Consider the following 23,806-nt stretch of genomic DNA (forward strand, 5'->3'; position numbering starts at 1 on the left):
CGAATATTTTTAAAGGGGACTTTTTTTCCTGAGAATGCCCCCTGTTATTCCTTACTCATCTACACTCAATGGGGCGATTATGACAACTTTGGACACTGAAGTTATTATTGTTGGCGGTGGACTGGCAGGGCTTGCATGCGCCAAAAATTTACATGCTCAAGGCATCAAGTTCCTTCTGCTCGAAGCTGAAAACCGTGTTGGCGGACGAATCAAGACAGACAAACAAAATGGCTATCTTCTGGACAGGGGATTTCAGGTGCTACAGACAGCCTACCCTGAAGCGAGCCGTGCATTTGATTACTCCGGGCTTGATCTGCAACCATTTGCGCCTGGCGTAAAGATTAGGATAGGAAGACAATTTCATACTGTTGCAGATCCATTGCGAAAGCCGCAAAAAATGCTGCAAACCTTACGAGCTCCAATCGGCACACTGGGCGATCGATTGCGACTTGTTCGGTTAGCCGGTCAAGTTCGCAGTGTTCCGCTGGAAGCACTTTTTCAGGAAAAAGAGACTACCACCATTGATTTTTTGCGGGAGCAGGGCTTTTCAGAAACCATGATCAACCGATTCTTTGTACCATTTTTTGGCGGTGCTTGTCTTGACCGGCAAATTCGAGCCTCCAGTCGTGTCTTCAAATATATATTGCGCATGTTTGCTGCCGGGGATGCGGCCCTACCCAAAAAAGGCATGGAACAGTTGCCCAGTCAACTTGCTCAGGGACTGCCTGCAGAGACTATCCAGGCCTCCACCCGTGTCAGTAGAATCGACAAGGGACTGGTAACCCTTGAAAATAACACCAGTCTCTCTGCACGTGCTGTCGTCGTCGCCACCGAGGGACCGGAAACGCAGCGTTTACTTGGTCTTTCTCCACAAGGCGGTTCTGTTGGCGAGACGTGCTTCTATTTTTCCAGTGACAAGGAAGCTTGGCATACGCCGTTTTTGATGCTCAACGGTACAGGAAAAGGACCAATCAACAACATCGCCATTCCCAGTATGGTTTCGTCGGAATATGCACCACCTGGAAAATCGCTGATCAGTGTTGTTGCCCTTGATAACCTAGGCAACGAACCGGAACACTTGCTCTCTGCAGTCAATACACAGCTGGTTGAGTGGTATGGTGATACGGCTAAGCAGTGGGAGCACCTTGCAACCTACACCATCAACTATGCCTTACCCGAACAACTGCCGCCAACCGTAGACCCCACCCGAACCGACCCCAGGCATACAGACGGAATCTTTGTTTGTGGTGAACACAGCAGCCTACCGGCAATTCAGTGGGCCTTGTATTCAGGTCGGCAGGCAGCAGAATCGATTGGCCATTATCTGCAAGAAGAGAGAAAAAGCACGGATTGATCTGGGGCTATGCCCAGGTGTTCTTCTCTTTTGCTCAACACGAGAGGTGATAAAACATGAAGAAAAAATCCTATGTCGTTGTCGGTGGCAGTTCAGGGATCGGATGGTCCCTACTCCAACAGCTTAGTGCTGCCGGAGCCCAGGTGTATCATTACTCGCGTTCTGCATCACTGCCCGCAGATATTGCCGGGGTAAAACATCACCCCTACGATGTCTGTAGTGACCTTTTCCCTACAGAGACTCTTCCCGAGCAAATAGACGGTCTTGTCTACTGTCCGGGAACCATCAAGTTGGTCCCTTTTTCCCGATTGACGGCCAACGATTTTAACAAAGATTATACATTAAATCTGCTAGGTGCAGTCGCGGCCATTCAAGCATGCCTCAAACCGATGCGCAAAACGAAAACCGGGGTTTCCATCGTTTTGTTCAGCTCTGTCGCAGCTCAAACCGGAATGCCGTTTCATGCCTTAACAGCTAGCTCAAAAGCAGCGGTAGAAGGCCTAACACGCTCTCTAGCGGCTGAGCTTGCCCCCGGAATCAGAGTCAATGCGGTGGCCCCTTCTCTGACTGATACCCCCTTGGCTGCCGGACTGCTCGCCGATGAGCAAAAGCGTAAGGCGGCGGCTGATCGTCATCCGCTTAAACGTATAGGAACCCCCGACGACATTTCTGCGACGGTGATGTTCTTGCTAAGCGATACTTCTGCCTGGATGACCGGTCAGATCCTTCATCCTGACGGCGGCATGGGCGATCTCAGGCTTTTCCGCTAGCCCGCCTTTCTCATGAACATTGTGATCATTTATTATAGTTTTAAGATTTTAAGCAGTTGCAATGTCGATTGGATTTATTCAAATTCACACAATGTCCACCAGAGGTCAGCCCAAGTGTCGCCATCTTCTGCAGTGTTTTGGCAGTAAAAGGTAAGCGCAGACTCGGATAGCCTACTATAGTTCACTACCAAAAACTTTGAACCTGGCGCCAACTGAACTGATGAGAAATGCGGGCTGGCCCTGCCCTTTTGGCCTGGCTAGCATACTCGGACGAAGGCGCTGATATATTTCTCAACTAGAAGCGTTTACAGTATAATTATAATAGATTAGGGTAAATCAAGAACGGGGAAAGGTGCCTGTTCCAGCATCGTTTCCCTTAACTGCATCACGAAAACTTCTCTTTAACCCGCCTCTGCGCTGACTGCCACGTCATACCCAGCAAGAGGCAACTCGCCGCAAAGGAGGTGCTGTTATGGACGTTGTTTTGCTGTCCCGTTTGCAGTTTGCTTTCACCATCATGTTTCACTACATTTTTCCACCACTGACCATCGGGCTTGGACTTATTCTTGCCTACCTCGAAACCAGATTTTTTTTCACCAAAAAGCCCATTTTTTCGATTGCTTCCCAATTTTGGACCAGGATTTTTGTTCTTAATTTTGCCATTGGTGTTGCCAGCGGCATTGTTATGGAATTTCAGTTTGGTACAAACTGGGCGACCTACTCACGATTTGTAGGTGATGTTTTTGGCAGTGCCCTTGCTGCTGAAGGTATTTTTGCTTTTTTTCTAGAATCCGGCTTCCTCGCTGTTGTTGCTTTTGGTCGGCAAAGAGTCCGTGCAGGGTTGTACTTGTTCAGCGTGTACATGGTTGCGCTCGGATCGGTGTTTTCATCAATATGGATTGTAGTCGCCAACAGTTGGCAACAGACGCCTGCCGGGCACCACATTGTTGATGTGCTGCGTCCAACAACCTTGGCCGATGGAAGCAGTGGGGTTCTTCCCTGGGTCGTTGACGGTGTTGTGCAGCGTCGCGCAGAAATTGTTGATTTTATGGGCATGGTCTTCAACCCATCTACCGTGTACCGACTAACCCATGTTCTATTGGGGTGTGCAGCTGTGGGTGCCTTTTTTGTATTAAGCATTTCTGCCTACTACATCCTTACCAACAAACACCGGGAATTTGCCAAACATTCATTCAATGGTGCGGTCATCTTTGGTCTTGTTGCCGCCCTTGGACTTGCTGCCAATGGTCATTCCCAAGCCCAGAATGTCTATGCATATCAACCGGCAAAACTGGCAGCATTTGAAGGTCATTTTGAAACCGGCCGAGGTGACCTCAATCTCATAGGCTGGCCAAATGCAGAACAGGAACGTATCGATTTTGCGATCAATATTCCAGGTGGTCTCAGTTTTATGGTTTTTGATGATTTAAGCTTCAGCAAAACCGTTGTCGGACTGGATCGCTTTCACGTCGAGGACAGACCTCCACTGGTGATCCCCTTTTTCTCGTGGCGCATCATGGTTGGTTTAGGCGGTTTAATGATTGTTGTCTGTAGCCTGGGACTCTGGTTCAGTATCAAAAAAACACTTGCTGAAAAAAAATGGCTTCTCTGGACCTTTGTTTTTGGGATAGGGTTTGTAATACTTGCCAATCAATCGGGTTGGATTGCAGCAGAGGTAGGCAGGCAACCTTGGACAGTCCATCCGCCGGTCGAATGGAATGCAGAAGGGACAGATCTTATCACGGCAGCAGACGGACGTTATCAATACGACGAGTCACTTGGGCTGCGGACCAAAGATTCAGTGAGCGCCGCTGTTTCCACAACCGAAGCCAAGAGTTCTCTCGTGCTTTTTTCGATTCTTTACCTGGCATTGCTTGCCGTCTGGATCATGGTTCTTGATCGAAAAATACGCACAGGGCCCAAGCTTGAAGATGGTACGGATGCACATGGACCAGGCGGTATACAACAGGCAACGAGTGATCGCCAGCATGCGCGGCTTAACGATGACAGCATCGTAAAAGGAGGTGCCTAATGAACCCCGAACTCTTGTCCATTACTTGGTTTATCCTCCTCAATGTTTTGCTCATAGGGTATGCGATTCTCGACGGGTTTGACCTGGGGGTTGGTATTCTTCATCCGTTTGTGGCCAGGTCGGATAATGAAAGACGTTTAGTCATGAACAGTATCGGCCCATTATGGGACGGCAATGAAGTGTGGCTGGTTACCTTTGGCGGCGCGCTTTTTGCCATGTTTCCGGATGCCTATGCCTCGATCTTCAGTGCCTTTTACCTTCCCTTTGTCTTGCTTTTGTTTGCGCTCATTTTTCGCGCGGTTTCGCTCGAATTTCGATCAAAAAAGGTGAGCGCAGTTTGGCGGACTTTTTGGGATATCCTGTTTTTTATTGGATCTACCCTGGCTGCACTCCTTTTTGGCGTAGCCATAGGCGCACTCATGCAGGGACTCGAGCTTTCAGAACGGGGCGATTATCTTGGTACCTTTTGGGACATGATCTCCGGCTTCAGTCTTGCTGTCGGTTTTTTTACGGTATCCCTTTTAGCCATGCATGGTGCTATCTATCTCTACTTGAAAACAGAAGGCCCCCTTCAGCAACGGCTTTTGGGGTGGATGAAGGGGACATTTTATGTGTACGTGAGCTTATTCATTCTGGTAACGGCCTGGTCAACTTTTTTTATACCGGCATCGCTCCAGCATTTTAGCAGCTATCCTGTTTTATGGGTTGTGCCGCTACTCAATGTCCTTGCTATCGCAAATATCCCCAGAGCAATACAGCAGGAACGCCCTTTTTATGCGTTTATCAGCAGTTGCTGTACAATAGCAGCCCTTGTGTTTCTTTTTAGCGCAGCTATTTTTCCGGATTTGGTTCCGGCTGTAAACAATGCCGCACACAGTATCACCATTTTCAATGGTGCTTCCAGCCCTCTTACCCTGAAAATAGGATTAGTGATCGTTGCCATTGGTATGCCGCTGGTGCTTTCATACACGGTTTTGATCTACTGGACCTTTAGGGGGAAGGTGCAGCTGGATGAACATAGTTATTAATGGACAACTTAAAAGAAAGATCGGCATGTTGACTGGCACCACTGGATAATCTCGTCCATTTTTTTCAAAAGTCCTTACTGTTTAACTGGAGTAAGGAATACAAGTAAAGATGGAGATAAAAAGTGATGAAAAGCGCACATGATTTTGATATTGGTAGTTTTGGCACCCTACCCGTTCTTGATGCTCAGGGAAAAAGCCATATACTTCTGTCCTTTTGGGCAGAACAACGGGCTGCAATGGTTTTTGTCCGCCATTTTGGCTGAATATTTTGCCGTCAGCAGGTAGCTGACTTGGCAAAGTATCAGCAACAATTTACAGCAGCTAACGCGGCACTGATAGTTATCGGCAATGGGCAGCCCACTGATTTACCAGAATTTTCGGAGTTGACGGGCTATAGCGGCAAGCTCTTCACCGATCCAACGCTCAAGAGTTTCAAGGCTCTTGGATTTACCCGTAAAGTTTCCGGTATTTTTGCAACCAGTGCTCTTGTCGGTGGATTAAAAGCGTTAAAGGATGGCTATCGGCCGGGAACAATGCAAGGGGATGCTCTGCAATTAGGAGGCGCAGTGGTTGTTGGCCCAGGTGCGCTACTCTATTATTACTTTCGTGGTCAACAGGCCGCTGATCATCCCCCAGTCGAAGAAATTCTCCATAGCTGCAGGGACGACCAACCTCCACTGCACAATTAGCTATAGTTAGCTAGAGTAGCCAGACCAGGCACATACGGATTCGGATTATAGCAATCAGGTAGGAAATTATTGGTCTGACGACTGGCTTCGTTGGCCGGCAATACGCTCTATTCGTCGAAGCGCAAGTGCACAGACTACCAAGTACGGACTTGCCCACCAGGGCATTGTAAAAGTGAGTTCACAGCACCCGTCCCCTTGTGTTGTAATACGATGCCCTGTGGCCGTAATCCTGCCAATACGCCAACTCCAGAAACTAAGGTTTTCAAATTCTGTTATGGTAAAAGGCAGCCACAGGCCAAAAATCGTCTTGACCCTACCGTAACTGTTCCCGTGGATAAACCTATCACTACATTGCACTGCAGTCAGGGAAGGTCCCCATCGTGGCCATAAATGGGTGTCGGTTACTATTTCCCAGGCTTTTTCTCGGCTGACGCCGAGATGCACGCTTACCATGGCTTGACCATTTGCAAAGCTGATCATTGTTTTCCTCGGGGCTTGACTGCTCGGTTGGCCCGAATGTCTCATGAACTTTTTGATTTCAAACTCAATCAATTGATATTATTGTTAAAAAAATAACTGCACAATTAACAATATGTTTTTCGTTTTCAATCAAAAAATTCCCCCTTCGGGTTGGCGGTGTGGGGATTGCCATACATAAATCTACAACTAGCCAGAATTTCTCATGAACATTGTGTCAACCTGTCAAATTACAAACAATTTTTATATGTTATACAAACTAAGATGAAGTCGAAAGTTTTTCACAATGTTCACCAAAGGTCAGTCCATCCAGCACCATTTTCTTCAGTATTTTGGCAATGAATATAGGCGACTATGATTCATTACCAAAAACTTTGAACTTGGCGCTGCCTGAACTGATGAGAAATCCAGGTTAGACTGTATTCAATAGCAGCATGACACACCACTTTTCAATCCTTTTCGGCTGGTTACCCTCTCACTACGTATTGGTATGAATATTCTCACTCTTTGCTACTCTAATCATCGACCGGAAACCTTGGCAATGGTATCTGCTCTTATGCAGCAGCATGAGGCAATTTTTCTGGAAGAGCCGCCCCATGGTTGTTTTCAGGACATGCTGCGCGGTGATTATGCCATTGACGACCTCTTGCTGGAACTTGATGTGGAATATCCACTTTTTATCCATCAATACTACCAGATATTGCAAAAGATGAAGGCACAAGGAAAAGACATTATGCAGCTCGAACCTTTCTTGGCTTATCTACTACGGATTCACTTTTTTTTTGCAGAAGGACACGCTCCGCAAGAACTGGTCCAAGGCACGGTTCTCTATGATGTGTATATCGCAGAGCGCAATGCGACCGGTTGCCTGATTGCATACTACAAGGCTTCACAAGCAGATGATTTCGATAGGCTACTTCTGGCTATGCAGACATTTGCAAAGGCCGATGCGCAGCGTTTCAAACTACGAGATACGCTCAGGGCTGGTGCAATAGTCAGTGCATTAAAAAGAGGCTGCAATACCTTTGTCGAGGCTGGCACGATGCATCAATACCTGCAGACCGAACTCAAAAAAAATATTCCACCAGGATGGACGCTCAAGGTTCGCTGGCTCGAAAATGAGATTGCTTCAGGTTTGGAGCTGAAAGGCAACATGATAAGTCCAGGGGATGAGCTTACTTTTGCCTATATTTTTAACAAAACACTCAACAGAGCGCAAGAAAACCTCCTGTGCGCACGGTCACTGATTTACGCAAAAATCATCCATAAAGAAGAAATTGATGGCGGTGATCAGTTATTTCCCCATGTTCATGATGAGTTCAAGGCCATCAAAACCGTCAACATGCTCTCGTTCAATGACTGCAGAAAAATATACAATAATATTTCTCCCCTCGCCACCCATGAAGCTCAAGAGGCTGTCCAAAGATACTTAGACCGTAAATGTTAAGGAAATATTCATGCCTGGGGAAGCATGTCTTCGCTCATACAATATCAGCTACCTGTTGCTTATCATTGAGCACGGGTTGGGCTTATTGACGGTCTGCAGAGCATCAGACGTACGTTTCTTTTAAAAAAGGATACCGTAACGAATCCCCAGCGTATCCAGTCCATCGTTAGGATCTGCCAGGTATCCGTTGGAAACGTGATCAAACATAACAGAAAGGCGATGGCGTTTGGCCATGGTAAACCCAGTTTCAAAGCTGACGCGAAAGAGGACCGGAGAGCCGAGCTGTTTTTTATTTCTCTTATTCGCATCATCGGTTTCCCCGTTGTGTACGGCGAGTCCACCGCCAATGACCACAAAAAAACCGTTATTCCATGAGTACTCCCACAAACCACCTCCATACACCTTGCTGGTATCTCCAGAGTCGTTAATCGTGATACCAAAATTTGGCCGAACCTGCCCTCCCCAAAGAGGCCAAGAGGGAGAAAAAACCAACTCTGCATTAAAATCTGTGCCTTTCTCATAACGACTGCCGCTCCAGAGGCCGTCCACATCATGGCCCAGCAACCCAAGACGGACCTCACTGATCAGCGGCTCTGCATAAGTGACCATGGGCATAAGGATGAGCAACAGAAAAATAAAAAACAAACTGAGTTGACTGACAGGTGACACTACTTTCACCTAAATCCTGCAATTGCCAAGTTTGCCGAAGGTGCGAGGCTGCGTACACGCAGACGTACTGTAGTACTTCAAGTGTGCGCAAACAAAGCAGATTCGGTAAAATCGGCAATCCCAAAGGGTGGCAAGCATGAGAAAAATGCTCTTAAATGTAACTCACATAAAAAGTGAACTGATTTCTTGTTGATAAAACCGACAACAGTCTGGAAAAACATAACTAAAAGCATTTTGTCATGTTTGACATGCAAGATTTAGGTTTCATTATATTTCTCGGCAAATGTGACGGTCAATGGCTACATCAAGCTACCGTGGCTAGGTTATATATTGATAGACCGATATCAATTCACAGAGGCAGCCTTGGAGTTCGGCGCAGACTACATGTGCGGGCAAGATTGACAAAACGCTGCGGCAAAAAAGCCTCCACTTGGAACAGACCCGGTTTTGTACTGGATAACAGCACTAACATCCTGATCTGTCCCGTAGAGTGCTCATCTTGAATCATGCCCTATTTTCTTGCCGGCAAAACAAGAACCGCTTTTCAGGCCGCACTCAGTGGATCTGCCAGGGAGTTATTCAACTGATAATCGTCTATTCTGCCCCACCAATCATTTGTTCATAGGATCAAGCATTTATTTGGGAGGGGCCTGTTTCTGCAAGCCACGGAGCAGCAACAAATGTTCGCGCATTTTTTGCAGATTTTTATGCTGCCACCAGCGGCCATTGTCAAATACTCCGTAATCAGTACCGCCCATGGCGCTGGCTAACCGGGTTGAGTTACCGTAAAAAAGCCACTGTTCAATCCACTCTATCTCAATCGCTTCGTCAAAGGGGTTATCATCGTTGGCCAGCCCTTCTTCCCACGCTTCGGTTACCATTCGTGTAGCCTGAAGAGTCATATGATTTGTGCTGGCAATCGATGTGTCGAGACGGTTGAAATGGCCATCTACCCATTGACGACCATGACAGCCAAGACAAACATTAGCCATGGTCTCTTTTCTGACAGTCATCTCTTCGGCATCGATCAGAAATTTGCTCACAGGTTCTCCACTTAGTTCCGTTGGCAGATGCAACCCATCCTGATTGACGATCGTTGTAGTATCAGCGGCAATCGGATGCGGGTGCGCATATGGCAACCCGAAAAGGCGCCATGGCAGACGGTCATTCATTCGATGTGACCGCTCGGCCAATACCTCGCCTTCCTCGTCAACAACCAATGAGATGTGACAGGTTGCACAGGTTGGAGCTGTGAAATCAGTACCTACAGTCCATGGTACGGATTCGAAGTTCCATTGTTTATCAATCGATTTCTGGATATTGCCGTGTACACTGACAGCATAAACCTTGGCAGCGGGCACATCAGGCCCTTTATGGCACTGTGCGCAGGTGTACGGCTTTCGTGCAACCTCGATCGAATAATGATGTCTGGCATGACAAGGAGAGCAGGAACCGACCGAGCCATCCGGATTCAATCGCCCAACCCCGATGTTAGGCCAATTTGCCAGGGCTGAAAAATCCATTTCCCCCATAATCGTATCTCGGGTCTCAAGACCGGTTATCCTCACCTCGGTCCCATGGCACGATAGACATGAATCGGCATTGTTCGCCTCATCAGTCCCATGATAATTGATGTCGCCGTTGCTATATTCGTGGAGACCGTTGGTGACATCGACCATCTTTAAGTAGAGCGGATTTCCCATCAGGTTGCCATATGCCTGGCTCATCAGGTTTTCACTGTATTCCTCAACCTCAACGGGATGACAGGTTGCACAATCAGCAGGCGAAACCACAGTATGAACAGTGTAGCCGTTATGGTCGAAGCTGCCCGGATGTGCGCTTGCATTCATGGTGTGGCATTCCGCGCAGCCAACTGCTGTTTCCAATAGATTATCGGCAACTTTCAGTGCCGACATTCTCTTTTCTTGAGGTTGCTTGGCCATTGCTATGAAAGGACTCACCTGGGAATGCCGACTCTTCTTCCAGTCGGCAACAATTCCCGGAGTCACCAATTCATGGCAGCCGATACATCCCTCAGTGTCCTCACTGATATTCACAGCCGGCAATTGAGATGGAAAAACTATGGACGCGATGATTATTACCAAGGTAGTTCTCATGAATGCCTCCCAATAAATAGATTATCTTATAACCAACTGTAGCTAGGCTTTTTTATGAGTACCATTCTCATCTAAATAAATCCAGACCGCTCTGTATATACACAACCGACTGCAAAGAAAAATTACCTGGGTTCCACCCTCAGAGACAGAGAACCGCCTCACCTCTGGGCGAAAAGACCGAGATACCCCAAATGTATCAGGCCAGAGTCGAAGCTACTGTTTGGTGGTACGTCAGAACAGCTCATTGTCCAAAATTAACGAAGAAAGGGATATAAAGCCAACCAGCTCACCTTTTTCTTCCACCGGAGCTCTTCTGATTCCGGCTCTATACAATAACCGCGCTACATAGCGCACATCCATCTCGGCAGGCACAGTGATGACAGGCTTGCTCATAATCTCATAGACATTAACCTCTTCCGAAGTTCGTCCCGGTATCATCACTCCCTTTATAAAATCCTGGTAAACCAGGATCCCCCAGGCGTCGTCTGCATTGCGCTTGTCGACCAAAAGGGCATACACGTTTTCCGAACGCATTTTCGCTGCGGCTTCTTTTGCCGTTGCCATTCCGTCAACCGAGACAATCTTCTTTTGCATTACGTCTTTAGCCCGAACTATAGTGGCGTTGATTTCCATGTTGCGTTTCTCCATGCAGTATATGATTCGTATCCGTTAGAAATAGCTGTTACGCACGTCTTCTTTAAATTTTTCCATCTGGCTCTCAAGTCCGACTACATGCTCCACGGGAAGCACAAAGGCTATACCTGTTCCCGGTTTACCAAACTCGCCTGCTTTTTTTACCGAATCGAGAATTTTTGCAACGAGATGCTCCTCAACCAACATCATAATGATGTCAGTCTGTGCCTCCAGGGTGAGACCGAAAAATGTTTTTGCCTCATGGATACCTGTCCCCCTCGCCGGAATAATCGTTGCCCCTGTAGCACCAGCCTCTTTTCCAGCATCAACAACCTGGTCGGTTATATCCGCTTTGACCGATGCTAAAACAAGTTTAAAGCGCATGCGTTTTCTCCAATTTTTGTATTCTTTTTTTTCGTTTAACGCTCCACTCCATCAACTGAGCGTAGCCCATAACGCTTATGATCGGAAAGAGACTGGCAAAGGCAATCAGGCCAAAACCATCTAAGGCAGGATTCCTCCCCGGCACAGTAGACGCCAGGCCAAGGCCAAGAGCCGCTACTAACGGGACTGTAACAGTTGAGGTTGTCACCCCACCCGAATCATAGGCCAGAGGGATGATATTTTTGGGAGCAAAAAGGGTCTGCACAATAACGATCAGGTAACCGACAAGTACATAAATATAAAGTGGAGTTCCTGAGATAATACGAAAACAGCCAAGGCTGATCCCGAATGCAACACCGATGGCCACAGTGATGCGCAACCCCCACTGACTTAATGTTCCTGCTGAAGCTTCATTTGCCTTAAAGGCCACAGCAATCAAGGATGGCTCGGCAATGGTTGTTGCAAAACCAATCATGGCCGCAAAAAGATATATCCATCCGTATTCTTTCCAGTCAGCTTTGGTAACAACGGCACCTGCTTCGTAAATAAAGTCTGGATCAGAGAGTTGGGTAGCCATTATCTGCCCCAGCGGAAAAAGTGCTTTTTCAAGACCTGCCAGAAAAAGCGCAAGGCCGATAACAACAAAAACACCGCCGACTACAAGACGTCGCAAGTGCGGAATAGGCTCACGTAGCACCAGCACTTGGAACCCGACAATTAAAATCACAATAGGAATGACATCCCTGCAGGTGGTAAGAAATATACTTCCAAAATCAACAAGAAATACCATGTCAATACGCTCCGTAGTCAGTGTTTCTTATCAAAAAACGATAAGGCCATAGCCCATGACAAAAATCATCGGCAAAAGGGAGGCCAGAGCAATAAGGCCAAAACCATCCAGAAGAGGACTCCGTCCCTTAATGGATGAAGCCAGGCCTACTCCTAAAGCTGCAACCAGGGGGACGGTGATGGTCGAGGTCGTAACCCCGCCAGCATCGTAGGCAATGCCGATGATTTCCTTTGGGGCGATGACAGTCATCAACATAACCACCGCGTACCCGCAAATAATCAGGTAATGCAGGGGCCAGCCAAGGAGGATACGCATGACGCCGATAAGAATAGAAAGTCCAACTGAAAATGCGACAACCATCCGAAGCCAAAAAGCATATTGCTCAAGCGAGTCCACTCCCGGATCAATCAGACCGCCCTGGCCGGCTATTTCAGCGGCCTTGTCTGCAACAGCAATCAGAGAAGGCTCCGCAACCGTGGTGGAGAAACCCAACGTAAAAGCAAAGGTAAGGAGCCAGAAAAGGCTCCCCTTTCTGGCCAGGGCGCGTGCCATCGATTCACCGATGGGAAACAGCCCCATTTCCAGTCCTTGGACAAACAGACTGAGACCGACAACCACTAAAAGAGCCCCAAACAGCACTTCTCCTATTTGAGGCAATGGTTGCCGAATGACAACAATCTGAAAAAAACCGATAACCAGAATAATTGGCAGCAAATCAGTGAAGGCATCTCTCAATTTTTTCCAGATTATCGAAGCAATCATTGTTAGTAAAAACCCTTATGGGAATCATGATTAACGAACCAAATAACGAACATAACTCTCTCTTAAAATAAAGAAGTCAGGATGTAAGGCAGTATAAACCACTCATGGAATCAACCTGCTGCATTTTATGAGCATGCCTACCGTATAAGTATCCCACGAAGGTCTAAAAACTGCCAATCTACCCCGAACTGTAGCTGTTCCGCAATACTCCAAATGGTCACACGCTGACCGATTAGCTCTACACCGGTACGCTGGGTGGGCAAATCGTGAAGAGTTGGGATGGTGCTGAATAACTACTTCCTCCCTTTTATTTTCAGCTATAATCGTTATATTTTATCATGCAAAATACAAAGATACCTCTTTTGACAATATCGCCTAATAATTAATTCAATTTAATTACATGGTAGGGGTTGAAGTGTGCGCTTATTTTCGGTGAATAAAAGGCGATATTAGCAGGCCCTATAAAACCTACTAACTGTATGATGGAAACTATTGGGAGCTGTATACAAAGGAAGAAGGACTGCAGGGAATTGGAGACGCAAAAAGCCCACCAGCAAGAATTGTTCGGCTTTTTAAACATGAATGGTCAGGCGGCAGGAGTTGAACTCCGATCGCAGAACTAAGGTCACCGAAATAGTGGACTTGTACGGCAAGGATAACATATTACCCCTGACCTCTGATAAACAATGTTCCATTTCTCTTAGGTCTTACTTTTTTTTGTGATCCCTCCCTATTATTCGTAAAAATTGAATTAGAAAAATATTCACTAGATTATGTATAAAAATATTGGTGCATACTATATCATCGATGGCCAAATCATGTCCTCTGCAACATTTAAACCGTTAAAGGGTGATACTGTTATTTATGAAGTGTTGCGGGTTATTAATGGTCATATTCTATTTTTAGAAGATCATATGGAGAGGTTGCAACACTCACTTGGCAAGGCAGCAGTTCAAGCAGATGTGAAATACATACAAGAACAACTTCTTCGTTTGGTATCCATTAACAAGCAAATGGATAAAAATATTAAGTTGGATGTTACGAATGGAAAGTACCAGCTTTATTTCATAGAAAGTACTTATCCCAAAAGAAAATTTTATGAGGATGGGGTAGAGACAGCTGCCGTTCACTTAGAACGTAACAACCCAACAATAAAGCAACTTGACATGGAGTACAAACATAAGATTGAGCGAATTAAAGGCGATACTTTTTTTGAAGTGCTTCTAGTCAATCAACAGCATAAAATTATAGAAGGAAGTAGTTCTAATTTGCTTTTTTTCAAAAAAAACACCCTTTATAGTGCACCACTTGATGAAATATTAACCGGCATTACATTCCAAAACGTAATAAAAATAAGTGAAACGCTAGGTCTTGAAGTTACGTATAAAGGAGTTGATATCAATCAGCTGGATCAAATGGACGGTTGTTTTTTAACTGGTACATCCCTAGGCGTCCTGCCGATAAAATCAATTGATCACCATGTGTATGATTCAGCCAAACAGCCCGTAGTGTTGAAATTAATGCAGGCTTATAATGCTCTATCAAGATCGATGCAGTAACGCTTGGCAGACCAATCTTACCGGCTTGTTTTGAAAAACTTGAAACCCCGCTGAGTAGGCAAACAACGCTGGGAGCGTGATCACCCCAAACAGTGTGGTACCTGTAGGGGAAGGAAGGAGGAAGAAAGAGACATTGATGTGGTTTATAATTTTACACCGCAGCCTGCCCTCTATTGTAAAAAACCAATTGTTTTCAATTATTTAATCACACAATTCAAAAAAATCAATCCTATAATTAAGCCTAAAACAATGTTAACCGAGATACCGATACAAAACGGTTTCGTCAATCTATGAGAAAGGGAAAGCCTGGTTAATGGTATTCTTTTTGTAGAACCGTGTTTTTGAAAAGAGCATTTATTGCATTGATATCTTATCGGTTTTCCAAAAAGAATAAAACCAATGGGCGTAGAAATAAGCAACGTATATTGCCACCAACGAAAAACCGGCTCTAGAACCCCCCATTCACATTTCGGACAACCTGTATACTTTGCACCATCAAGTTTTTGCTTGTTCGGGTCGTTCCCCAAGCCAAGCAAGCCCGGTTTCTTTTTTCTTATATACCTCCATATTGCAGTTACAATACATATCCAAATTATGATGAGAAAATCAGGATGTTCCATTTATTTCGTTGATGAGCCCGAAGGGGGAACTTTTTGATTGAAAACAAAAAATAGACTGGTAATTGTGCAATTACTCTTTACGTTATAATATCAATTAATTGCGTTTAAAATTAAAAAATTCATGGGAAATTCGGGTCGCGAAAAATCGCGCCTGTCCAAACAGGAGGAGCCTGTAAGCAGTTACAGCTTTTAAGCATACTAAATCAAAGAGTTCCCCCCCCCCCCGTGCGTAGTTACGGACAAACTATGATTACAGTTTTCCCCAACAAAATTATGCACCAGATAAACCGGTGACCAGCACATTATGTGCAGGAAAGTTATTAATGAAAAAGAAAATTAGAAAAATATTTTCGCCTCTTCTGAATATGTTTGAGTCCGGTGGAACTGAATATATTTATCGAAAATCACATAGGAATATACTCAAAATTTTGGGTTTTCTGTTTCTCATCCTCTCCTCAGGCTCTATCTATGCTACTATCAAGACATCCCAGTTGGGCGGTGTTCTTCCTGCCATTGTTTTTCTGTTATTAGGTTTTGTCTGTGAAATTGTAGCTTTTCTTGGCAGTGACCGAGCTGTAGCTAACATATGGAAAAGCACATGATCTATCTTCACACGTTGGTAGGTTGAACTATAAATCAACCAAGAACTATGAATCTATAGGGGACACCCAGAATAGTGCTAGTTTAAGCTAGTTGCTTTATATTTGTTACGGTGTGCAGCATTGACACGAGAATAGAAATCTTGAAAAACAAACAAACACCACAAAAATCGAATCAAAAAACGTAGCCTTACATTGGCAATAATCAAGCAGAGGGCTGCCCTTTTTTTACTGGTTAATTCAACTACTCCACACCAAAAGGACTGAAACATGACAACAGCACAAAAAGCAATGTTAGAAAAAATAAAAAGCGCACCGGGTTTTATTGCAGCCCTTGATCAAAGTGGCGGTAGTACGCCGAAGGCTTTAAAGCTTTATGGTGTAGATGAGTCTGCCTATAGCAATGATGAAGAAATGTTTGCCTGTGTACATGCCATGCGTACTCGCATAATCACCAGTCCGGCTTTTGATGGCAATCGGATACTTGGCGCTATCTTATTTGAAAATACTTTGGACAGAGAGATTGAAGATAAATCTTCGTCGCATTACTTGTGGCAGAACAAAAAGGTAGTGCCTTTTTTGAAAGTTGACAAAGGGTTAGCTGATGAAGAAAATGGCGCACAAATCATGAAGCCTATGCCCGACCTTGAGGCATTGCTGGCAAAAGCCAATGCCCAAGATGTGTTTGGTACCAAAATGCGTTCGGTCGTCAAATTAGCAAACAAAGCTGGTATTGATGCGGTTGTTGAACAGCAATTTGCAGTAGGGAAACAAATTATAGCAGCTGGTTTAGTGCCGATTATTGAGCCGGAAATAGACATTAACAGCCCTGAAAAAGCAGAGGCGGAGGTTTTGTTGAAAGCAGCAATATTAGCTCAACTTGACGAATTAAAGGGCGATCAATACGTGATGTTAAAATTAACATTGCCGGAGCAAACTAATTTCTATACTGAATGCGTAAACCATCCACAAGTACTTAAAGTAGTAGCTTTATCAGGTGGCTATAGCCGCGAAGTGGCAAACAAGCGTTTAAGCGAAAATGTCGGCATGATTGCGAGTTTCTCGCGTGCGTTGACAGAGGGGTTGAGTGTCCAACAATCAAATGAGAATTTCGATAGCACGTTAGATGCCACTATTCAGTCTATTTTTGATGCTTCAAACACCTAATAGAGGCGCCTGCTTCAAGAGGGGTCGCCCTATGCAGAGGCATCTTTGGTTTCAGCTATAATACGGTGAAAATAAAAATCGGCGGACTCCCTTTATTCGAAGACCTGGCCCGAATCGAAGCCGTATTGGAGGTCGCCGGCAACGGTCAAACCCTGGCCATAGATGCCAATGGCCGGATTCAGTGGAATACGCAGTGGAGAACCCATTAGCCCTGCACATTGCTGCAGGGCTAATCGAATTGTATTGTTTCGTGTTTAAACCCTTTGGCGACGTTGCTGATATCCCTGTTCAAAAAAAGAAAAGAGGTTATTGTTTAACTCATCGTAGGGTAACAACACCCTCTTTCTCTCATAACCAGACCTTTTTTCTTCGGCAAAAAACATATATTTTGGGGACAGATCACGAAAAAGGCCATAGGCCATCTTGCATAATTGCCTTTTCACTCAATCTTTTCGCTATGCTTTAAAATTATCCTCTGAATATTAGGTACCTGCCTGTGGTAATTTTTTAAGCATGCCTCAAGCTTGAACGAAAATTCTGAACATCCAAGATACCCTACACTTATTCAATCTCAACCCAGGCGTCAACTGTAGCATAGGGGCTACCCTCTACAGTGTATTTGATTATCACACCATCAGCACTTTTCCACCCATGCCATTTTTTTTCGGCAAGGATAATTTTTTTACCATCAATTATCGTTTGGAGATAATCATCCACTTTTTCTACTGTACAATTTAAGCGAAAAAAAATTGTTTCAAGGCTTCTTTCGCCTTCTTCGCTCCTTGTATCAACATATATATAAATTCCATATTCTCCGGTTGAACGTAGTTTTCCAAATGATCCGCGAACCATGGTTGGGATATCATAGATGGTATTTCGCTTTGCTGTAGCATCAATGGTAAATGCGGCGAGATTAGATGCTGCAAATAAAAGAACAATAATGGCAGGGATAATCTTTTTCATAGGTCTTCTCCTTGTTGATTTGTAACGGTTCAACAGTACTCCACATGTTCACAAGCTGACAGATTAGGAGATAAACACCGATTTCGATACATCGGGATGCCGGCCGGGCAGATCATAAAGAGTTGAGCTGCTGCTGAAGTTACGTTGATTCTTCTATTTCGCCCTTTTATTTTACTGTAAAAACTTCTTTTCCCGTATTTTTTCATTAAAATAACTTCATTTTTCCTGTCAGTATTTTCAAACATCATCGGGGTACGGGCAGTTCACGTAAGAATATACATACATTCCACATACCGGCAGTATACAGCCCGCAACTGTTATCCTTGGTGATTGTAGCACGTGTGGTATACCAAACAAAGCCAGGTAAAGGCATGCATCTAGAACCTGAAAAAGAGTGATGCTCTGGTGGCGTTAAAAAATAGAATCTAAGTCCTGCATGGCAAGCATGAGAACAATGCTCTTAAATGTAACTCACATAAAAAGTGAACTGATTTCTTGTTGATAAAACCGACAACAGTCTGAAAAAACATAATTAAAAGTATTTTTGTCATGTTTGACATGCAAGATTTAGGTAGAAAGGCTTATATTAATACATCATCTTTTTTCATTCGAACCTACAGACCTTGATGACTATGCAATTTTACTCATTGCCCGTGCGGCCTCTTATTTTAGGGTTTTTTCTTCTCTGTTTCTCCTCCTTCCAGACAGTACACGCAGCAACGGTCGAGGAGTCAGCGCTATCCAAGGCCGCAAAAGCGGAAGCGAGTCAAGAAAAAGAACCTTCCATAGATGAACGTTTTTTTGCTGAAATAAAGGAATTCAAAACGAAACTTACAGTAATGCGCAAGGAGATGAAAAGGTTAACAGGTGAGCAACAATTGGCCTTGGGCATGCAAGTGCGTGAAACAGAGATACAACTGCGAAAGATATTTGGGGATGTACTCAATCACATCGCCGAAGAAAAGAAGAAAAATACCCTCAAGCCTTACATCCTTCCTCAAATAAAATCTCTGTTGCAAGAAGAATCCAAGATCATCCAACGTGAATTAACCTATGCAAATAATCATATTGCATCCCTGGTCAAAGACCAGAAAAATCTTGATTCGTTGCAGCTCTTTGCCAGAAAACAGGAGATCAGTAATTACTACGGGATCTACGATGCTTTATTGAAAGACTTATATGAGAATGCGCAACGGCTGGAACTGCTTGAACTCTCTGTTACCGATGATCTGGCGGTGCTTGACAACCTATTAAAGCAACGATCATTGACGGTTTCCAGTGAAATCAAACTGGTACTCAATACGTTATCTGACTTGCACGAACAGTATAAAACTGCTGCTGAAGGCGACAAGGAAAAACTTAATACCAAAATATTGGCCCTGGAAGAATTCAAGGAAGGACTTACAGACAGCCTGACAGCGCTGGTTAAGCTTCTTCATAAGCGAGAAATCGATGCACTTGAATACAGCGAACTCCTGATCAAAGCTACCGGGCAAATATCAACTGAAATTTTTGATAAACAGGTTGCTTTTTCCCTGTTCTCTCACACCATGAGTGACGCGAAAATTTGGCTTCAAGAAAATGGCCTGAGGCTTTCCTTAAACCTGCTCTTTGTATTGTTTATACTGGCCTTTTTTAAGGTGCTGGCGTGGTTGACTAAACGTCTGTTGAAGAGGGTATTTATAGCTAAAAATTCGAGGATGTCACAACTTGCCGGTAATTTTCTGGTTTCCATGTCCGGCAAGATCGTCATGGTATTAGGAGTATTGGTGGCCTTGTCCCAACTGGGAGTTAAAATAGGGCCACTTCTCGCAGGCCTTGGTATTGCAGGGTTTATTATTGGTTTTGCCTTACAGGATGTTTTGTCCAATTTTGCTTCCGGGGTGATGATCCTTATGTATCAGCCATTTGATGTCGGTGACGTCATCGAGGTTCCGGAAGTAAGCGGTAAAGTGCAGAGCATGAACTTGGTCTCCAGCATTATTCTAACCTTTGACAACCAAAAGCTTATTGTACCCAATAACAAAATTTGGGGTAACATTATCCGTAACGTCCACTCAGAAAGAGTTCGAAGGGTTGACCTCGTATTTGGAATTGCCTATGAAGCTGATATTGATCAGGCAGAGCGAATATTTCAGGAAATTTTAGATGGTCATGAACTAGTGCTCACTCGTCCGGAATCCGTCATCAAACTCCACACCCTTGGTGAATCATCTGTGGATTTTATTGTTCGCCCCTGGGTCATGAGCGAGGACTACTGGACCGTGTATTGGGACATAACCAGAACAGTTAAAAAACGGTTGGACGAAGAGGGTATCTCCATCCCATACCCACAGCGGGATGTTCACATTTATCATACAGACTCTACCTCATAAGAATATTTCACCTGAACGTTTACGACGCGACGATAGGTTTGGTTATGCTTTCATTCCATTACCGTTTGGTTGCCTTGCTGCGACGATTATAAACGCCCCAGCTATCCATTAACAAAACCATAAAAAATGCAATGATAGCAAAACATAATAGAAAAATAGTAAGGGGGGGATTTTAGTTTGGGGAAAAATCGGCAAACAGTGAAAATGAAAATAGCTATAAGATACGCCCGCAATCCGACAAGATGAGTTACTATTCCTACGCCATCGGCATAAGTGTTTTCCTTCTGCTGCAAGTGGAGCAGGTTCTATGATCTATTTTGTGTTTTGATACGGGGTATTGAAAACCTCGATACTGTCCTGGTTGAACATGTTTTTTCTGATTCGTTCTGATTTGTTCCTAGCTCGCTCTACACTGGAGGCGGTAATGTGATTTTCCTCGTACCACGCATCCGGATTTTGGCAGAATCGCAGCAGCTCGGCATGAGCGGTATCGGCATCGCGGCATGACTTGACCAGGTATGGAACAAATGCCGGACCATAGTTTTTTCCTGCAATTGCAGCCACCTGCTGCTGGGTGTGGCCCCATAGGTTATCCTGGTCCAGCAGGATGATGGGCGCAAGGGGATTTTCATGAATTTTCATTGAAGTGATGGTGATGCACAACTCCTCAGCAGTGCCGTAGCCGCCTGTGTTGATGACAGGGAGATTGCTCAGTTTCTGCAGGTGGTCCTGGCGAGAAAGACGGAGCCCTTCTCTGTACTTGATCAGGCCGTCACAGGTGGTGAGCGAAGTCTGTTGTTCACCTTCCAGGTTGATGGCCACCCCGATGCTCATGATATTGTGCTGCCTGGCAAGGTCATTGGCCTCCTTCATCAGACCCGGTCCCCCGCCGTGAACAATCCCCATCTCGTTACCGAAGGACAAGGCCAGCTTGTTGATCAGGTCAATGGTCAAGCGGTTGTCCGCCTCGTTGGTGTGGGAACCGTAGAAAGCAAACCAGTACCTGACCAAATCAAAACGCTCTCGGTCATCCGGTTCCATGAAGCAGCCGTGATAAAAAGAGTAAAGCTTGTCCGTGGCTGCATCATAACGAAGAAATTCACAGCCTGAAGTGGCCGCGTGGGTCAGTTTGAGCATTTGTTTGATGTAGTCGTCTGCAAATGCCGGGTCTTCCATATTGATAAGAAAAGTCCTGACTCCGCTTCTACGTAGGGTGTCAATCACTTCGGTGGAAGGAAACCTGTCACCGATAAATACCCTGCTGTTAATCCCCCCGAGCACGGAAAGTTTTTCCAGGGTTTGCGCAAAGTCGCTGTGTCTTTCCGTTAGCTGGATGTTTTCGGGGTGACGAATGGTGCTTTTCTGGACTGCGTTGCGAATGATTTCCAGCTGTGCCCGCCCCAAAGCATCTTTGGCATTGGCAATTTGGGAAAAATTATTTTTGTTGAGAATCATACCAAGCGAATCGTCTTCAACGAAGTCAAACAAGCTGCTGACATCGCCGGTGGTGAGCAGATCGTAGAGTCGATAACCATACTTGACCTTGTGCTTGGAAAGCGGGACGGTCAACGGATTTTCGGCTCTGAAAAAGCGAACTCTCACCTTTACCTGGTGCAGCGGAACTTTTTCTTTGCCAAAGTGAAAAAGCTCAACCTGGCGGTCACGAAATGTCCTGAATGGATCCAGAACCCTGGCAGGCAAGTGTTCTATACCATTCGTTTCAGGTTCAGTCACGGCATCTATAATACCGTAGATGTCTCCAAGCGATATCTTGATCGCACCGATAAAGAGGTTCCCAGGACTGAGCGTGGCCTTGTGCAGGTCCAGAGGCACACGTGAGCGGATTTTTGTCAGGGCCATCCGCCCTTTCTTGATCACTTCATTGACGCTGGATTCATTAATGGCGTCGGATTCGAAACAGTATTGATAGGGTTCGAGATCAGCAAGGATATAGTCGCTTTCCTTGCCGGTGAGCGAATCCCTCTCCCGTTTGATCTGAAAACCGTCATAGCGTCCCTTGCCGCTGCTTCGTCCTACAAAAAGCCTTTTGTGCAGGTAATGGCGAACATCATGGATGCGCAGTTCAGGGTCCATAACCACCAGCCGGCCTATTTCATCTCCTATCTTAAACTGACCAAGTACGTCGCCGAGCAGTGGATTGAGATTTTCCACCTTACCGTCCAGGTGTACCTCTCTGCCATTGATCTGCGGCAGGGTATCAGGGGAAAGCAGGTCGGTCTTGATTCCAAGCTGGGTGTTTCCACTCCGAGCCGAAAAAAGAAAAGGTTTCTGCTCCTGGAGGGCACCACATATATAATCAGATACATCGACAAAGGAAAAACGTGCTTGCAGGATGTCGCCCCCTTCGAGCTTACCCGGTATTTCACTGATATGTCCGTCTGAACTGACGATTTGCGCTATTTTCATGGCAACTGTGTTAAAAGTGTGATGTAATTTATTTCCTGAACCGTTTTACGTTCCGGAGCGGAGCAGGTTGCTGCTTCTCAATTTGCTCCTGCTATAAGCACGTTTTTGCCAATAAATACTTTACCTAGGCCCCGGACTCTAAGCCGTCACCAACTCAATCGCCAGTGCAGCAGCTGCACCCAATGAATAAAATTTTTGCAGGGTTGTACATTGTGATTTGGTTTGGCAGGCAAAAGAAGGAGTGTACTTCAGTCGAGCAAAGCAGTCATCAGTTTTGCAACCTTTTTCCGCGATTTATCAGGAAGACTTGCATTGGCCTGTTTACTGATAAGACCGGTAAAAATGGTGCCGACAACCTCTGCGCCTATGGTTTTTGCCGTCAACTTCAATTGTCTACGGGTGCCGTAGACCACCTTGCCCATAAATCCAGGGGCTGCGCAGGAAGAAACGAGTACAGCTTTTTTGCCTGTACTTTTCTTTTTCCTATTTTCAGGCGCATTCATATCCCAGGGCCAGTAGCCGTAAGGGATAAGTCTTTCCAGGAATCTCTTGTAGAGGGCCGTGACTGTGTAAAAATTTGTGGGTGATGCAAGAATGTACCCGTCAGCTAGCTCTAGCTTTTCGACAAGTGAGGCCATGCCGTCTTCAAGTACGCATTTCCCTGGATTTTCGCCCGGCATCTGGCAGCAGTCACGACAGTTTCGACAAAATTCAATGGGATAGTCGCGCAAATATACCACTTCGACTTCTGCGTTGTACCGCTCGTTTAGCAGGACAAACTCCTCCAGAGTTTGATCGGTAATACCACCCTCCCGGTAGGAACCATTGATAGCCAATATTTTTTTTGTTGTCTGCATGTCTGGGATAAAGTTTTGTTGCAATCCGTCGCTGCAATTATCAGAAGGGGATTCCTGAAGTTCTGGTCGGATGCTGTTTTGAGAAAA

Annotated in this window: 22 protein-coding genes; 11 read left to right on the plus strand and 11 right to left on the minus strand. The window is 45.3% G+C overall.

Translation table 11 applies throughout. The features are described from left to right. The first annotated feature begins 79 nt into the window (after positions 1–79). From ACHZCY_RS04130 to ACHZCY_RS04150, 5 genes are all read left to right on the plus strand, one after another. Positions 80–1,354: an NAD(P)/FAD-dependent oxidoreductase gene (locus tag ACHZCY_RS04130; protein ID WP_319547941.1), complete on the plus strand. Its 1,275-nt coding sequence runs from the start codon at positions 80–82 to the stop codon at positions 1,352–1,354. Positions 1,355–1,410: 56 nt separating this feature from the next. After that, positions 1,411–2,124 (plus strand): SDR family NAD(P)-dependent oxidoreductase, encoded by a 714-nt coding sequence (locus ACHZCY_RS04135; RefSeq protein ID WP_319547942.1) that lies wholly within the window; start codon positions 1,411–1,413, stop codon positions 2,122–2,124. 472 nt (positions 2,125–2,596) lie between these two features. Further along, positions 2,597–4,156: a cytochrome ubiquinol oxidase subunit I gene (locus ACHZCY_RS04140; protein ID WP_319547943.1), complete on the plus strand. Its 1,560-nt coding sequence runs from the start codon at positions 2,597–2,599 to the stop codon at positions 4,154–4,156. After that, complete coding sequence (cydB, locus tag ACHZCY_RS04145; RefSeq protein WP_205223921.1) at positions 4,156–5,184, plus strand: cytochrome d ubiquinol oxidase subunit II; 1,029 nt, start codon at positions 4,156–4,158, stop codon at positions 5,182–5,184. The genes ACHZCY_RS04140 and cydB overlap by 1 nt, the downstream gene beginning before the upstream one ends. A 125-nt stretch (positions 5,185–5,309) precedes the next feature. Then, a complete protein-coding gene (locus ACHZCY_RS04150) occupies positions 5,310–5,873 on the plus strand; it encodes a peroxiredoxin-like family protein (protein WP_319547944.1) in 564 nt (187 codons plus the stop codon). Between the two features lie 66 nt (positions 5,874–5,939). Here the strand turns inward: ACHZCY_RS04150 and ACHZCY_RS04155 are convergent, their stop codons facing one another. Then, positions 5,940–6,353, minus strand: coding sequence for an SRPBCC family protein (locus ACHZCY_RS04155; RefSeq protein ID WP_319547945.1), 414 nt, complete (start codon positions 6,351–6,353; stop codon positions 5,940–5,942). A 487-nt stretch (positions 6,354–6,840) separates the two neighbouring features. Between ACHZCY_RS04155 and ACHZCY_RS04160 the strand changes: the two genes are divergently transcribed. After that, on the plus strand, positions 6,841–7,797 hold the full coding sequence (locus ACHZCY_RS04160) for a hypothetical protein (RefSeq protein ID WP_319547946.1): 957 nt from the start codon (positions 6,841–6,843) through the stop codon (positions 7,795–7,797). A gap of 120 nt (positions 7,798–7,917) precedes the next feature. Here the strand turns inward: ACHZCY_RS04160 and ACHZCY_RS04165 are convergent, their stop codons facing one another. From ACHZCY_RS04165 to ACHZCY_RS04190, 6 genes are all read right to left on the minus strand, one after another. Then, positions 7,918–8,475, minus strand: coding sequence for an acyloxyacyl hydrolase (locus tag ACHZCY_RS04165; RefSeq protein ID WP_319547947.1), 558 nt, complete (start codon positions 8,473–8,475; stop codon positions 7,918–7,920). A gap of 626 nt (positions 8,476–9,101) precedes the next feature. Next, the gene (locus ACHZCY_RS04170; RefSeq protein WP_319547948.1) at positions 9,102–10,583 is read right to left on the minus strand and encodes a multiheme c-type cytochrome; all 1,482 of its coding nucleotides are present in this window, start codon (positions 10,581–10,583) and stop codon (positions 9,102–9,104) included. Positions 10,584–10,814: 231 nt separating this feature from the next. Continuing rightward, positions 10,815–11,216: a CBS domain-containing protein gene (locus ACHZCY_RS04175; protein ID WP_319547949.1), complete on the minus strand. Its 402-nt coding sequence runs from the start codon at positions 11,214–11,216 to the stop codon at positions 10,815–10,817. A 36-nt stretch (positions 11,217–11,252) separates the two neighbouring features. Beyond that, positions 11,253–11,600 carry a P-II family nitrogen regulator gene (locus ACHZCY_RS04180; RefSeq protein ID WP_319547950.1) on the minus strand — a complete coding sequence of 116 codons (348 nt, stop codon included), beginning with the start codon at positions 11,598–11,600 and terminating at the stop codon, positions 11,253–11,255. After that, the gene (locus ACHZCY_RS04185) at positions 11,590–12,390 is read right to left on the minus strand and encodes a DUF1538 domain-containing protein (RefSeq protein ID WP_319547951.1); all 801 of its coding nucleotides are present in this window, start codon (positions 12,388–12,390) and stop codon (positions 11,590–11,592) included. Before ACHZCY_RS04185 ends, ACHZCY_RS04180 begins: the two co-directional genes overlap by 11 nt. Positions 12,391–12,420: 30 nt before the next feature. Continuing rightward, positions 12,421–13,152 (minus strand): DUF1538 domain-containing protein, encoded by a 732-nt coding sequence (locus ACHZCY_RS04190; protein WP_319547952.1) that lies wholly within the window; start codon positions 13,150–13,152, stop codon positions 12,421–12,423. Positions 13,153–13,925: 773 nt separating this feature from the next. On the opposite strand from ACHZCY_RS04190, the gene ACHZCY_RS04195 reads away from it, so the two are divergent. Then, positions 13,926–14,711, plus strand: coding sequence for an aminotransferase class IV (locus ACHZCY_RS04195; RefSeq protein ID WP_319547953.1), 786 nt, complete (start codon positions 13,926–13,928; stop codon positions 14,709–14,711). Between the two features lie 197 nt (positions 14,712–14,908). On the opposite strand, the gene ACHZCY_RS04200 is transcribed toward ACHZCY_RS04195, so the two are convergent. Beyond that, complete coding sequence (locus ACHZCY_RS04200) at positions 14,909–15,331, minus strand: hypothetical protein (RefSeq protein ID WP_319547954.1); 423 nt, start codon at positions 15,329–15,331, stop codon at positions 14,909–14,911. A 323-nt stretch (positions 15,332–15,654) separates the two neighbouring features. Here ACHZCY_RS04200 and ACHZCY_RS04205 point away from each other — a divergent pair, with 323 nt between their 5' ends. The 3 genes from ACHZCY_RS04205 (at position 15,655) to ACHZCY_RS04215 (ending at position 17,306) form a co-directional block, all read left to right on the plus strand. After that, entirely contained in the window at positions 15,655–15,933 is a 279-nt protein-coding gene (locus tag ACHZCY_RS04205; protein ID WP_319547955.1) for a hypothetical protein, read from the plus strand. 267 nt (positions 15,934–16,200) lie between these two features. Next, entirely contained in the window at positions 16,201–17,097 is an 897-nt protein-coding gene (locus ACHZCY_RS04210; RefSeq protein ID WP_319547956.1) for a fructose bisphosphate aldolase, read from the plus strand. A gap of 65 nt (positions 17,098–17,162) precedes the next feature. Next, positions 17,163–17,306 carry an enolase C-terminal domain-like protein gene (locus tag ACHZCY_RS04215; RefSeq protein WP_205223935.1) on the plus strand — a complete coding sequence of 48 codons (144 nt, stop codon included), beginning with the start codon at positions 17,163–17,165 and terminating at the stop codon, positions 17,304–17,306. Positions 17,307–17,658: 352 nt separating this feature from the next. Here ACHZCY_RS04215 and ACHZCY_RS04220 read toward each other — a convergent pair whose 3' ends face one another. Further along, positions 17,659–18,060 carry a hypothetical protein gene (locus ACHZCY_RS04220; RefSeq protein ID WP_319547957.1) on the minus strand — a complete coding sequence of 134 codons (402 nt, stop codon included), beginning with the start codon at positions 18,058–18,060 and terminating at the stop codon, positions 17,659–17,661. A gap of 626 nt (positions 18,061–18,686) precedes the next feature. Between ACHZCY_RS04220 and ACHZCY_RS04225 the strand changes: the two genes are divergently transcribed. Then, positions 18,687–20,435: a mechanosensitive ion channel family protein gene (locus ACHZCY_RS04225; protein WP_319547958.1), complete on the plus strand. Its 1,749-nt coding sequence runs from the start codon at positions 18,687–18,689 to the stop codon at positions 20,433–20,435. Between the two features lie 312 nt (positions 20,436–20,747). Here the strand turns inward: ACHZCY_RS04225 and ACHZCY_RS04230 are convergent, their stop codons facing one another. Continuing rightward, positions 20,748–22,862 (minus strand): LOG family protein, encoded by a 2,115-nt coding sequence (locus ACHZCY_RS04230; protein ID WP_319547959.1) that lies wholly within the window; start codon positions 22,860–22,862, stop codon positions 20,748–20,750. Positions 22,863–23,110: 248 nt separating this feature from the next. Beyond that, positions 23,111–23,743: a flavodoxin family protein gene (locus ACHZCY_RS04235; protein ID WP_319547960.1), complete on the minus strand. Its 633-nt coding sequence runs from the start codon at positions 23,741–23,743 to the stop codon at positions 23,111–23,113. Positions 23,744–23,806 lie beyond the last annotated feature (63 nt).

The sequence above is a fragment of the Desulfogranum marinum genome (assembly GCF_963675105.2).
Taxonomy (GTDB): Bacteria; Desulfobacterota; Desulfobulbia; order Desulfobulbales; family Desulfobulbaceae; genus Desulfogranum; species Desulfogranum marinum.

Coding starts and splice junctions, on each gene's coding strand:
- ACHZCY_RS04230 (WP_319547959.1), bottom strand. CDS start 22,862: ATGAAAATAGCGCAAATCGTCAGTTCAGACGGACATATCAGTGAAATA.
- ACHZCY_RS04190 (WP_319547952.1), bottom strand. CDS start 13,152: ATGATTGCTTCGATAATCTGGAAAAAATTGAGAGATGCCTTCACTGAT.
- ACHZCY_RS04195 (WP_319547953.1), top strand. CDS start 13,926: ATGTATAAAAATATTGGTGCATACTATATCATCGATGGCCAAATCATG.
- ACHZCY_RS04205 (WP_319547955.1), top strand. CDS start 15,655: ATGAAAAAGAAAATTAGAAAAATATTTTCGCCTCTTCTGAATATGTTT.
- ACHZCY_RS04135 (WP_319547942.1), top strand. CDS start 1,411: ATGAAGAAAAAATCCTATGTCGTTGTCGGTGGCAGTTCAGGGATCGGA.
- ACHZCY_RS04225 (WP_319547958.1), top strand. CDS start 18,687: ATGACTATGCAATTTTACTCATTGCCCGTGCGGCCTCTTATTTTAGGG.
- ACHZCY_RS04160 (WP_319547946.1), top strand. CDS start 6,841: ATGAATATTCTCACTCTTTGCTACTCTAATCATCGACCGGAAACCTTG.
- ACHZCY_RS04175 (WP_319547949.1), bottom strand. CDS start 11,216: ATGGAAATCAACGCCACTATAGTTCGGGCTAAAGACGTAATGCAAAAG.
- ACHZCY_RS04185 (WP_319547951.1), bottom strand. CDS start 12,390: ATGGTATTTCTTGTTGATTTTGGAAGTATATTTCTTACCACCTGCAGG.
- ACHZCY_RS04200 (WP_319547954.1), bottom strand. CDS start 15,331: ATGGAACATCCTGATTTTCTCATCATAATTTGGATATGTATTGTAACT.
- ACHZCY_RS04220 (WP_319547957.1), bottom strand. CDS start 18,060: ATGAAAAAGATTATCCCTGCCATTATTGTTCTTTTATTTGCAGCATCT.
- ACHZCY_RS04130 (WP_319547941.1), top strand. CDS start 80: ATGACAACTTTGGACACTGAAGTTATTATTGTTGGCGGTGGACTGGCA.
- ACHZCY_RS04140 (WP_319547943.1), top strand. CDS start 2,597: ATGGACGTTGTTTTGCTGTCCCGTTTGCAGTTTGCTTTCACCATCATG.
- cydB (WP_205223921.1), top strand. CDS start 4,156: ATGAACCCCGAACTCTTGTCCATTACTTGGTTTATCCTCCTCAATGTT.
- ACHZCY_RS04210 (WP_319547956.1), top strand. CDS start 16,201: ATGACAACAGCACAAAAAGCAATGTTAGAAAAAATAAAAAGCGCACCG.
- ACHZCY_RS04155 (WP_319547945.1), bottom strand. CDS start 6,353: ATGATCAGCTTTGCAAATGGTCAAGCCATGGTAAGCGTGCATCTCGGC.
- ACHZCY_RS04180 (WP_319547950.1), bottom strand. CDS start 11,600: ATGCGCTTTAAACTTGTTTTAGCATCGGTCAAAGCGGATATAACCGAC.
- ACHZCY_RS04170 (WP_319547948.1), bottom strand. CDS start 10,583: ATGAGAACTACCTTGGTAATAATCATCGCGTCCATAGTTTTTCCATCT.